11 protein-coding genes are annotated in these 12173 nt (G+C 48.4%); 9 read left to right on the top strand and 2 right to left on the bottom strand.

Going from position 1 to position 12173, the window contains the following annotated elements:
* Nucleotides 1-11 precede the first annotated feature (11 nt).
* Complete coding sequence (locus tag C9I92_RS06500) at nt 12-1019, bottom strand: ABC transporter ATP-binding protein (RefSeq protein WP_047885161.1); 1008 nt, start codon at nt 1017-1019, stop codon at nt 12-14.
* 181 nt (nt 1020-1200) lie between these two features.
* On the opposite strand from C9I92_RS06500, the gene C9I92_RS06495 reads away from it, so the two are divergent.
* Genes C9I92_RS06495 through C9I92_RS06480 form a run of 4 tightly spaced genes read left to right on the top strand, consistent with a single transcriptional unit; the run spans nt 1201 to nt 4055 of the window.
* Nucleotides 1201-1941, top strand: a complete 741-nt coding sequence (locus tag C9I92_RS06495; protein ID WP_047885032.1) for an MBL fold metallo-hydrolase — start codon at nt 1201-1203, stop codon at nt 1939-1941.
* Between the two features lie 4 nt (nt 1942-1945).
* Nucleotides 1946-2998 carry a LacI family DNA-binding transcriptional regulator gene (locus tag C9I92_RS06490; protein WP_047885033.1) on the top strand — a complete coding sequence of 351 codons (1053 nt, stop codon included), beginning with the start codon at nt 1946-1948 and terminating at the stop codon, nt 2996-2998.
* A gap of 8 nt (nt 2999-3006) precedes the next feature.
* Nucleotides 3007-3777: an inositol monophosphatase family protein gene (locus C9I92_RS06485; protein ID WP_047885034.1), complete on the top strand. Its 771-nt coding sequence runs from the start codon at nt 3007-3009 to the stop codon at nt 3775-3777.
* A complete protein-coding gene (locus tag C9I92_RS06480; protein ID WP_047885035.1) occupies nt 3774-4055 on the top strand; it encodes a SemiSWEET transporter in 282 nt (93 codons plus the stop codon). Before C9I92_RS06485 ends, C9I92_RS06480 begins: the two co-directional genes overlap by 4 nt.
* A gap of 561 nt (nt 4056-4616) precedes the next feature.
* Here the strand turns inward: C9I92_RS06480 and rarD are convergent.
* Nucleotides 4617-5516 (bottom strand): EamA family transporter RarD, encoded by a 900-nt coding sequence (gene rarD / locus C9I92_RS06475; protein WP_047885036.1) that lies wholly within the window; start codon nt 5514-5516, stop codon nt 4617-4619.
* A gap of 111 nt (nt 5517-5627) precedes the next feature.
* Here rarD and C9I92_RS06470 point away from each other — a divergent pair, with 111 nt between their 5' ends.
* From C9I92_RS06470 to fabV, 5 genes are all read left to right on the top strand, one after another.
* On the top strand, nt 5628-6080 hold the full coding sequence (locus C9I92_RS06470) for an Lrp/AsnC family transcriptional regulator (protein WP_047885037.1): 453 nt from the start codon (nt 5628-5630) through the stop codon (nt 6078-6080).
* A 408-nt stretch (nt 6081-6488) separates the two neighbouring features.
* Nucleotides 6489-8252, top strand: coding sequence for a SulP family inorganic anion transporter (locus tag C9I92_RS06465; protein WP_047885038.1), 1764 nt, complete (start codon nt 6489-6491; stop codon nt 8250-8252).
* 229 nt (nt 8253-8481) lie between these two features.
* On the top strand, nt 8482-9903 hold the full coding sequence (locus tag C9I92_RS06455) for a DNA-3-methyladenine glycosylase 2 family protein (protein ID WP_047885039.1): 1422 nt from the start codon (nt 8482-8484) through the stop codon (nt 9901-9903).
* Nucleotides 9903-10361 (top strand): methylated-DNA--[protein]-cysteine S-methyltransferase, encoded by a 459-nt coding sequence (locus C9I92_RS06450; RefSeq protein WP_047885040.1) that lies wholly within the window; start codon nt 9903-9905, stop codon nt 10359-10361. The genes C9I92_RS06455 and C9I92_RS06450 overlap by 1 nt, the downstream gene beginning before the upstream one ends.
* A gap of 219 nt (nt 10362-10580) precedes the next feature.
* Nucleotides 10581-11780: an enoyl-ACP reductase FabV gene (gene fabV, locus C9I92_RS06445; RefSeq protein WP_047885041.1), complete on the top strand. Its 1200-nt coding sequence runs from the start codon at nt 10581-10583 to the stop codon at nt 11778-11780.
* Nucleotides 11781-12173: the final 393 nt, after the last annotated feature.

The following is a 12173-nucleotide window of genomic DNA, read 5'->3' as shown; positions in this document are numbered from 1 at the left end:
TTAGTGAATCGTCAGTGTTGCCCGCTATACATATGGAGCGAATGGTGGGGTACGCGTAATAAAACGTTTAAATCGGGTTCAAGAGGAGTCGGATGAATCGCTTGAATCAGCTGACCATCACACTCTACGCTGACGCGATAGCTGTGACCAAAGAACGCACTTTGCAAAACCCTTCCGGAAAGCTGCAGCCCGTTCTCTTCAGAAAGAGAGCGACGGGGTGTTTCGCAATTCTGTTCCACCAATTGCGCTTTCTCGCTTCGGAAATAAATTTGCAGCCCTTTGCTGTTTTCAGGCCAGACAACCAGATTGTCCGCCCCCATAAAGTCTGCGACAAAAGGCGTTTTTGGCTGGTTGTATACTTCCTCAGATGTACCCAGTTGCTCTATTTTCCCCTGATTCAGAACAGCAATGCGGTCCGCCATGACCAGGGCTTCTTCCTGATCATGGGTCACGATGAGGGATGTAAAACCAAATTGCTTTTGCAAAGATTTAATCTCATGGCGTACCTGAAGTCTTACTTTTGCATCTAGATTTGACAGCGGCTCATCGAGAACCAAAATGTCTGGCCGAATTGCCAAAGCTCTTGCCAAAGCAACGCGTTGGCGTTGGCCGCCGGATAAATCCGTGACTTTCTGATCTTTTAGCCCTTCTAGATTTACGATTGCCAAAAACTCATCGATCCTTTGATCAATTTGTTGGGCGGGAACCTTTCTCACTTTCAGGCCATAGCCGATGTTCTGCGCAACAGTCATATGCGGCCATAGTGCGTAGCTCTGAAAAACCATGGTGATATTTCGTTTCTCTGCCGGTAGGTTGGTCATGTTTTTATCACCAAACCGGATCTCGCCTTCAGAAACAGGAAGAAAGCCACACAGCGCATTCAGTAGCGTCGTTTTACCGCAACCGGAAGGACCAAGCAGAGCAATCATCTCGCCTTGATGAACGGTCAGATTTATATCTGAGAGTATCTGCTTATCTCCGTAACCGGCACATAAGCCCTGAATGTTCAAACTAGTCATTGTTACCTCGAAAATCAGAAATATATAAAGTTCACTTCTGATGCTTAGATTTTTTTCGTCAATGAACACGTGTTCATTGACGTGTAAAAAAAATGCAAAAATTAACAGACATTATATGAGCGTACTTTGAGCTCGCTTTATGACAAATTAATTAATGAAAGAAGAAAGTTTGGTTTAAACAATGAAAATTGAAGTTATTGGATGTGGAAGTGCTTTCTCAAAAATAAGCAATACATCGTCGTTACTTGTAACAGACAATACAGGTAACCAGTTATTGATAGATTGTGGTCCGACTGTTCCTCGGGCTTTATATAATCGTTCTACAAGCGTCAACGAAATAGGCGCTATATATTTTACTCACATTCATCCGGATCATTGCACGGGACTCACGGCATTATTTAATTATTGGAAAAGCCATCACCGTACTGAGCCTGTGACTATTTTTTGTCAGGAAGAAAATAAATCTCCGTTGCAGTTTCTCGCCTTATTTGCCAACTGGCCAGCCAAAGAACTGTGCTTCGAAGTTCACTGGCAAATGATCACGGATCATTTTGTATGGAATCACTGGCAGTTGGAAACGGCTGAAACACAGCATGAGTTGACGAATAGGGCATTACGAATTTCAGCTGATGGGCAGCAGTTGTTTTATAGTGGTGATGGCAGGCCGACTCAGGCTTCGATTGATTTAATGCAACATACAGATTTGGCATTCCAGGAGTGTGCTTCATTTGACGCCCTGGATGAAACTTCATCCCACGGCGACTTCTACGCTTGTAAAGCTTTGTTAGAAAAATCCAATATAAAACGGCTCGGCCTCTATCATTGCTGGGATGAAGCCATTGCGGAAATAAAACAGAGCGCAGCAACAATCGAATATCTGTTTGTGAGTCACGATGGTTTAACCATCGATTTATCAGAATGACAAAATGGTGGATACCAAGTTGAGCACCAAAAATAAACCCAATGTCGTGACCGCGCAGGATGTGGCGAATTTGGCCGGCGTATCACGATCAGTTGTTTCCAGGACGTTTACTGAAAACGGCAGTCTCTCGGAAGCGACGAAGCAAAGAGTACTGAAAGCGGCTGAACAACTCGGTTATCAGGTGAACTTTCTGGCACAAGGTTTAAACCGGCGCCGTAGCCAGCTGATAGGGGTGGTTGTCGCGCATATCAATGACCCTTTCAGAAGCCTTTTGCTGGAAGCCCTGTTAAAAGAGATCCAGGCACGAGGCTACCAGTCCATGGTGACTGAGGTCCGTCCGGGGGATGAACTTGATGAAACCATGCGCCGATTTACGCAATACCGAGTATCCGGTGTCATCGTAACTTCCGGTCAGCCGCCGGAGGCGTTGGTTAAAGAGTGTCTTCAATACAGTATTCCGATTGTCGGTATTAACCGAGAAATAGATCTGCCCAAAGTCGACGTCGTTTGCTCTGATAACCACGCTGGCGCCAAATTGGCAGCCGATCAGCTGATTGCTGCCGGATGCCGTTCAATCGGTTGGCTGAATTACAAACACTCGACCTGGTCGGGTTTAGATCGGGAAAAGGGCTTTCAAAGTTCACTCAAGGGCTGGTTAGAAAACAAGGACCATGAATATATTGAGATTCAATCGGAAAGAAATGGATATGAAGGTGGATTTCTTGCTGCTGAGCAGTTGATAGCCTCTGGTCAACGACTCGATGGGATTTTCTGTGCCACAGCGCTCATGGCCTGCGGTTTTCTCGATGGCATGCGAAAAAATGGGCTGGATGCGCCCAAAGACTTTCACATTATTGGCTTCGATAATACGCCTTTAACGGCTCAATATAGCTACCGGCTGACCACGATAGAGCATGATGTCGTCGAAACGGCTAAGCGTGCCTTATGGTGTCTGGAAAGCAGAGCGCGTCATGAGGACATGGAACAAAGAGTTGAGCTGATTCCGGTCAAACTCATCACAAGAAACACATCACCAATCCACTCGCAGGATTCATAGGTAAGAAAATGAAAGCAGCAGAGAAACTGGAAGCGCTGGAAAACGCAATTAGAATCGCAGGCGACAAAGCGCTGTCTTTTCGCAAACAAGGCTTAACGATCGAAGTCAAAGGTAAGAATGATTTTGTGACTCAGGTCGACAGGGAAGTTGAAACAGAAATTAAAAGCGTCATCAGTCATCTGTTCCCTGAGGATGGCTTTTTGGGTGAAGAGAGCGGCATTAGCGCAGGAGAAGAAGGGATTTGGGTGATCGACCCAATTGATGGCACGACCAACTATATACAAGGGATGGATTATTGGTGTATCTCCGTTGCCTATGTAAATAATGATCAAATTGAACTGGGTTATATTTATGCGCCGGAAAGGGATGAATTCTTTGCGGCTCGAAAGGGGCAGGGCGCTTGGTTGAACGGACGTTGTTTAAAGATGGAAAATGAAGCGGAAGGCCAGTCTATCATTGGGCTTGGCCACTCTAACCGCAGACCACTTTCAGACGTAATAAACCTATTGACCATTTTAGATGAAAACAACGTCGATCATCGACGATTTGGCGCTGGTGCGCTGATGCTTGCTCATGTTGCTTCAGGACTCGTTCATGGATATTTTGAAGCGCACCTCAACAGCTGGGATGCGCTTGCGGGGTTACTTCTGGTCGAGGAAGCTGGCGGATGTGTCCCCGACTTTCTGGCCAATGATGGATTAATTAATGGGAATCCTGTTTGGGTCAGTACTCAGCGTCTGTGGCCTGTCCTCAACACCTATATGGAACAATTTTCATGATCGCTGTCGATAAAATTTCCCTTGTTGGCTATGGTGCAGCCATCTGTACAACCTGCTCGTTTATTCCTCAAGTTTGGCAGGTCATTCAGTCAAGAAATACCGAGTCCATTTCACTCTTGATGTACTGTATATTTGTCTTTGGTGTCTTTCTCTGGTGTGTCTACGGTGTGGTAGTCAGAGATTTACCTTTAATTATGGCCAATCTCATTACGCTCATTCTGTCGGGCCTCATACTTGCAATGAAGCTCCGTGATACAACAAGTAAGGTCGACAATTAGTTAACTTCCATACACAATCAGGTTATGTCCGAGTAGAGGTAGTACGTGGGTTGTCACGTAACATTCGGCACTTTAATTGCGTTATCAAATGGAACTTATCATGCCTAGTTAGAAAGTTTTCCATTAATGTGAAAATTAATAATGACATGATGGCTGTGGTCGTGCTGTCTTTGGGAAATAAATTCTATACATGATTATTAAATTATTCATTCACCCTGATTTTTAGGGTGAAAATTAAAATTACAATTTTCCTAATTAACTCGATAATTGATGCGAAAATATTGCGGCATATGTATTCATTAAAATGTTAATATTTTTAACTATCGTCTCCATCATATGCTGACAATGACTTCAATTTAGGCTTGGCTTATTTATAGTTGAGTTCGCTGATTTTTTCATGCACGAATCCGTTTCGCACATCATCGCGTACCGTCAGCAGCCCCCGTTTAGCGGGGGCTGTTTTTAATTGTGGTCGCTAATCGATGCTGTTGGATTTGTCTGAGAGCGCCCAAGCAAGCTGTGAATATCCTCCTGCTTGGGTAATCGCTTTGTAACATTGATTTATTTATGTTTTGCTCTTTTCAGGCTACGGGCCCCTTCCAGCATTAAGACCACGACCGCCAGCCAAATCGCGATATAGGTAGGCCACTCTTTCGGACTGATGGTTTCCCCCAGCAAATAAGCAACCACTAACAACAGGACAGGCTCCACATACACGAGCAAGCCAAACAGGCTGAGGTTGAGATGCGGGGCTGATAACGATTGAAACGCGAGAGCAAGGGCACTGATGATTCCTAAGCCTGCCACCACCCAGAGCAAATCAAAACTCATTGGTAGTTCGGAAAGCACATGGCCACTATGAAAAATAAAGTAGAGGCTGACAGGCAGGCTGAGCATCATATCAAACCAGATACAGCCAATGTTATTGGTATCGGTTTTGTACCGTAACCAGAAGTAGACGGGATAACCTAAACATACTACCAGTGTTGGCCACGACAGGGTTTGAGAGATCGCGAGTTGATTGGCCACTCCAACGACAGCAAACAGACAAGCCAGTTGCTGGAACCGAGACATTTTATCTTTGAAAGCAAACCGGCCGACAACCACCATAGTGATGGGCATAATGAAGTACCCTAGGGACACGGCGAGTCCGTATCCGTTTCCGGGAGCCCACATGAACAGCCACAATTGAATCCCGACCAGAAAGGATGAGGCGAGACGAGTGAGCCAAAAATGGCGTTCATTGCGTAATCGTTGGTAAATGATGACAACTTGAGGCCAATAGCCCTGTATCAGAATGAATAATGTTAACAGTGGGAAGGTGAGAAAAATACGCCAGCCGTAAATTTCCAGCCCCTCTAGGTCTTTGAGCAGTGAGGTGTAAGCGAACATCAGGGCGAAGAGAGCCGACGCAATGACATTCAGGGTGACACCGACAGTGGTATTAGTGCGAGTTTGCATACGTTGATATCGAGTGAGTGGGTAGATGGCTGTATTTTATTGCGTGCTTCTTGATAAAGGTGCTCTAAATACATACTGTTAGTGAGAAAATTTCTCACCCGGAAAATCATCATGACACTGGATAAATATGATTATGCACTGCTTGAGTTGTTGCAGAAGAATTGCCAGATCCCTTTACGCGAACTTTCGGAGGCGGTTCACCTGTCCACGGCCTCTGTGCAGCGTCGTATTCAAAAACTCAAAGATAACGGCTATATCCAGGCAAATATCGCGATCTTAGACCCAAATAAGCTGAATCAGGTGATTACAATTTTGGTCGAGGTTCAGGCGGATAAAACGCACATGGTGGATTTGCAGTTACTAAAGGACAGCTTTTCCGGGTCAGAAATTCAGCAATGTTACTACGTGACCGGTGAGGCAGACTTTATGTTGGTGTTGCTTGTGCCGAACATGCAGCGTTTTCAGGAGATCTGCGATAAATTGTTTCACAGTAACCCAAATGTGAAATGGTTCAGAACCATCGTGGTATTAGATCGCGTCAAGGCGACGCTGGATGTGCTCTAGTTGTAAGGGATGTAGGAGATCATGCTGAAAAGTTATGCTGTGGGGGAATAGATTGAGGGAAGCTCGCTGAACGAGAGCGTCAATTTGTGGAACCCGTAAAACTAGCATCTCAACCAAAGTGAATAGCCCCCTTTTAGCACCTTCATTAAATGAGTAACCCATTAATAAAAATAATGGAAAAAAGTCGCTTGGATGCACGTAATTTCGTTGAGGTGAGTGCTTTGTAAGGATGGGACCGCGCTTGCTTATCCGTGACCTGCTTAATTCTTAATCCCCTTAATTCCTCTGGGCTCGGAGCAATCTCACTGTGTCAGCCCTAACGCTTGTCGACTGATAAATAGCTCACGGACGTTACAATAGTATGATGTATACTTTACAGTAACTTAACCGTATATATGGGTAAATCTGTTGACCAAAACATTATTCTCGCAGTGGTTTCCCGGGCTCGTTCAGCTTAAGCATTACCAAAATGAATGGCTCGCCAATGACATTCGAGCTGCTTTTTCTGTGGTGGCGGTTGCATTACCTGTCGCCATCGCTTACGCGCAATTAACGGGCGTATCGGCGATTATCGGCCTCTATTCATGTGTGTTGCCGATGCTGGTTTATGCCTTCATGGGCACTTCCCGACAACTCATCGTTGGCCCCGATGCCGCGACCTGTGCGGTGATTGCTGCCGTAGTTACACCGCTTGCTGCAGGCGACCCTATCAAACACTGGCAGCTGGTGATGACCATGACCGCCATGACAGGGATATGGTGCATACTGGCCAGCCGCCTCAAATTAGGCATTTTTGCTGATTTTCTCTCTCGTCCGATTCTTCTCGGGTTGCTCAACGGTGTGGCACTGACCATCATCGTTAACCAGTTTGCCAAAGTCGTGGGCTTGAAATACGAGCAACGTTATTTGCTGGAACGCTTGTGGGAGGCTCCCCAACGGTTGGCTGAACTCCACTGGCCGACTCTGGGGTTAAGTATCGCTACGGTGCTGATTTATCTGGTGACGAAGCGCTTTCGCCCTACCTGGCCAGCCGCGATGCTCGCGATACTTGTCACGACCGCCTCTGTTTGGTTGCTTCATTTGGAAGAACAGGGCGTTTCCGTTGTCGGTGTTACTCAAGGTGGTTTGCCCCAATTTCAAACACCGGAGTTTGAACTGGGCGTGGTGCGTGAATTGGTGGTGCCCGCCCTGAACCTTGCCATTGTGAGCTTTGTGAGCATGATGCTCACGGCGCGCAGTTTTGCGGCGAAAAATGGTTATGACATTGATGCTGATAAAGAATTTCGAGCGCTGGGCTTTGCCAATATCGCTTCCGCGTTTTCACAAGGCTTCGCGATTAGTGGCGCAGATTCCCGTACCGCAGTAAACGACGCCAATGGCGGAAAGTCACAGTTGGTTTCGATTATTGCGGCGATTACGATTGCGGTGATCGCCGTGTTTATCTATCAGCCTTTACAATTTATTCCGATCGCCTCACTTGGGGTGGTATTGATTATCGCCTCCCTGTCGCTGCTCGATCTCAAAGCGATATGGACATTAAGGAAACGCGACAAAGACGCCTTTTATCTTGCCACCATCACCTTTGTCTCTGTGTTGGTGGTTGGCGTGATTCCGGGTATCACCTTAGCGGTACTTCTGGGGCTGTTTCAGTTCTTGCGCATCGTCATGCGTCCAAGCGATCAGATCCTCGGTCTGGATGAAGAAGGCACCATTCGCACTATTGATGGCACAGGCAAAGCCTCGCCAATTCCGGGCATGGTGATTTATCGCTTTAACTCTCCGCTGACCTATTTTAATGCCCCTTATTTCAAACGCCGTTTGTTAGAGCATACGGAGCATACGAAGGATGTCGGGTGTGTGGTGGTAGATGCCGTATCCAGTTTTACTCACCTTGACTTAAGCGTGATGGCAACGCTGGCTGAAGTTCATGAAACCCTTAAAAAACGGGGTATTCGCTTAATCCTGGCCGGGCGAAAACGTCGCTTGCGGCAGTGGTGTGAGCTGACAGGTATCAGCACCAGCGAAGGCGGTATCTTACTTCGTGCCGATATGTACCTCGCGATTAAACTCAGTGGCTGTTATCTCAGTGCTGTTGGCGAAGGGCAAGTACCAACCGTGCAAAAAGAACCTGATTTGGAGCCAGCGCCGAAGCCGATACCTGAAGTCGCTTAACGTGCCATTATTCGGTGCTAAGTGCTAAGTGCTAAGTGCTAAGTGCTAAATGCTAGGTGCCAGCATCTGTATAGTACGAGCACCGAAGATGACAACACAGAAGCTGCCAGTATTCCTCTGTTGGAAATGATTATCCACTGAGTAACGTTCAGTTCCGAAAATGGCTAGTATTGCCTTTTTGACGGGGTAGACTAAAAGCATGACTTCAGCCTGAACAAAGGAAGCAGGCATGCTAACCCCAATGCAATGTCATGAGGCCAGAATGGCCCGTGATCGCCGTTATGACGGTTTGTTCTTTACGGCGGTGAAAACCACCGGGATCTACTGTCGCTCAATTTGTCCCGCTATGCCACCGCTGGAAAAAAACGTGGAATATTTTGATTCGGCGGTGGCGGCCGCGCAGGCGGGGTATCGCCCGTGTCTGCGGTGTCGTCCGGACAGTGCGCCGGGGTCGCCCGCCTGGCTGGGGAAAAACACGACACTCCGCCGCGCACAGCGTCTGATAGATGAAGGGGCGCTGATTGCGGGTAGCATTGCCAGGCTCGCGGAACGGTTAGGGGTGACGGATCGTTATCTTCGTAAGCTGTTTCAGGACGAACTGGGGTTGTCGCCCAAGGCGTACAGCCTGTATCAGCAGTGCTTGTTGGCGAAAAAACTATTGCATGAAACACGCCTGCCGGTTACCCACATTGCGCTGGCCAGTGGTTTTGGCAGTATCCGTCGGTTCAATGACTGCTTTAAACAGCATTTTTCGCTGGCGCCAACTCAGGTTCGTAAACAACCGGGAGAGCCTGTCTCCGGGGCGGTGACATTCTCTGTCAGTCTGGCGTATCGTCCTCCTTATCATTGGGCGGGAGTGCGTAATTTTTACGCCTCGCGGTTGATTGAAGGGCTGGAATGGCTGGATGACACCTCTTACGGTCGCACGTTTCAGTTCTTCCATACTGATGATGTTGTTGGTGAAAAGGATAAAACCGATGGCACGGCTCAGTCAGCCCGTATCTATCACGGGTGGTTTACCGCCCGCCATGATGCTGACAATACCCGTTTTATCGTCACTATTTCACTCGATGATCTGAGCGTGCTGCCGCAGGTGCTGGCTACCATCCGGCGATGTTTGGATCTGGATGCCGATTCGAGCGTGATAGATACTGCACTGGAGCGAGCAACGGTGTTACCGCTACCGGTGGAGGGGTTGCGCTTACCGGGGATTTGGAGCCCGTTTGAAGCAGGTATTCGCGCCATTTTGGGTCAGCAGGTGTCAGTCAAAGCCGCGCGAAACCTGGTGGTCAAGATAGTGGCAATGAATCCTGAAAACACTGACGCCCATTGTTTTTTCCCGACCCCGGAACAACTGCTGGAGTATGATTTGAACCAGCTGGGAATGCCGGAAAGACGACGCCAGACACTGCGGGAGTTTGCCCGGTTTGCGGCAGAGCATCCGCTGGATAATCCCGATGCCTTACTGGCGTTGCCGGGCATTGGACCCTGGACGGTAAACTATTTGCGTATGCGAGGGTGCAGCGATCCGGACATTTTCCTGGACGGCGATCTCGGCGTGAAAAAAGCGCTTGAGCACTGCGAATGCCAACCTGCACTAGCGGCACCCTGGCGTAGCTACCTGACCCTACATTTATGGAATACCTTGTAATGAGTAATCAATTGATTGAAACCCCGATCGGGATGTTAAACGTTGTTGCTGACGAGCATGGCGTGAAGGCCATTGAGTTTGCCGCCGCTCCGGATACGCTGCAGCAGCCGAGTGACGTGACACGCCATTGTTGCCAGCAGCTGGCGGAATATTTTGCCGGAGAACGGCAGACGTTTGAGGTGCCGCTGAATATGGCGGGTACTGAATTTCAGCATCAGGTCTGGCAGGCGCTGGATACCGTGAAATTTGGGGAAACCTGTTCTTACGGTGATATTGCCCGTTCTATCGGTAACCCTAAAGCCGTCAGGGCGGTTGGGGCGGCGAACGGTAAAAACCCGGTGCCAATCATTGTACCGTGTCATCGCATTATTGGTAGCTCGGGCAAGCTGACCGGTTACGCGGGCGGGCTGGACATAAAAGTTTGGTTACTGACGCATGAAGACCCGTCACGAGCTTGATATGGCGCAAAACGAGACGTTGGTACTGTCGCTATGCTGGTGCCCTTCAATTTGACCGGCAGTGGCCGTTTAAGCCGCTTGTAGTCTGAATGATTGGGGATACTGTTTGTCTATTTATTCGTCAACTCATTTGTTTGTCTATTCATTTCATTGTCTAGTCGGCTTCATGAGCCAGTTGTAACGCCACAATAGAGCTATGTGCCAGCAAGCGAGGTTTTTATGATCATTGAACCTGTGATTCAAGGGGTGATAGCCCGTTCGGCTCATCCTTACGGTTGCCGCCAGGCCGTGCGGGAGCAGATTGAATATGTCCGCTCAGCCCCGCCAATTCAAGCCGGACCGAAACGGGTTCTGATCCTGGGTGCGTCCTCCGGTTTTGGACTGGCATCGCGTATCGCCCTGACTTTTGGGGGCGCAGAGGCCGATACTGTCGGAGTCTCTTTTGAACGAGGACCGAGCGAAAAAGGTGTGGGCTCAGCAGGCTGGTATAACAACATTTTTTTCCGTCAGGAAGCGGAACAAGCCGGTCGGGTGGCAACCAATATTATCGGAGATGCGTTTTCGCCGGAGGTGCGGGATCAGGTCATCAAAGCGATCAGAACCGATTTGGGTGGCCAGGTTGATTTAGTGGTCTATAGTCTGGCAACGGGCGTGCGTCCTGATCCCACAACCGGCGAGTTGTGGCGCTCTGTGATTAAAACCGTGGGGGAACCACTGACCGGTCAGACGGTAAATCTCGAAACCGGGCAGCTGGACACCGTCACGGTGGATGCGGCGACGCCCGCCGAGATCGAAGCGACTGTCAAAGTGATGGGGGGTGATGACTGGGCTGCGTGGATAGATACGCTGCTGCAGGCCGGTGTACTGGCTCCCGGATGCCGCACTGTGGCGTATTCCTATATCGGACCGGCGATCACATATCCGATTTATCATCAGGGCACACTGGGGCGGGCGAAAGTGCATTTGCATGCCACTGCGGCTGATATTAACCGCCGACTGAATGCCATTGGTGGCGGGGCGGATGTGGCTGTCTGCAAAGCTCTGGTGACCAAAGCCAGTGTATTTATCCCTGCACTTGGACCGTATATTCTGGCCCTGTTTAAGGTGATGAAAGAGAGCGGAACTCATGAAGGATGCATCGAGCAGATGCAACGGCTGTTTCAGTCCCGTCTCTATGGGCAGCAGCACATCGGGCGGGATGAGCAAGGGCTGATTAGAATGGATGACTGGGAAATGGCAGAAGACGTACAGCTGGCCGTCACTGAGCTAATTGCAATGATAACGCCGGAAAACTTTCAATCCGTTTCAGATTATGCCGGTTATCGGGAAGATTTCCTGAAATTAAACGGGTTTGGTCTGCAAGACGTCGATTACCATCAAGAGATTGATTTTCAAGAGCTAAAAGTGCTGGAACCTTAGTTTGTCGTTTTGACTGTGCCCTGTTTTTATTGGCTGACAGGGCTCTTGATTGCGCTGACGGGGACTGTCAGAGTTTTAACTAGCCGAGTGGTTTTCGATGGCTTTATCTTTATGAAAGTGGGCTGTTCTGACAGCCTGTTTCGCACTTCTTTTGCGTTGTCTCTTTTATCTCTGTTCTGCCTCTTTCATCTCTGATTGCCTCGTCTTTTACCTTCTACCTTCTCTCTCTTTCTTTCTTATCTTTGTATCTTTATCTGTATTGGTATGCCCGATTCTGCTTGTGTATCGATTGGTGATGGGGAGAGGTTTACCGTGCCAGGAGTAGCTTCATATTGGTGGGTTTAACCGCTATAGCTGTCAAATATATGACGAGCATTGGTTAATAAATCGTCA

Source organism: Photobacterium ganghwense (assembly GCF_003025595.1).
Classification (GTDB): Bacteria; Pseudomonadota; Gammaproteobacteria; order Enterobacterales; family Vibrionaceae; genus Photobacterium; species Photobacterium ganghwense.
Note: the sequence above shows the minus strand (reverse complement) of the source record. Positions and strands in the feature narration are given on the sequence as shown.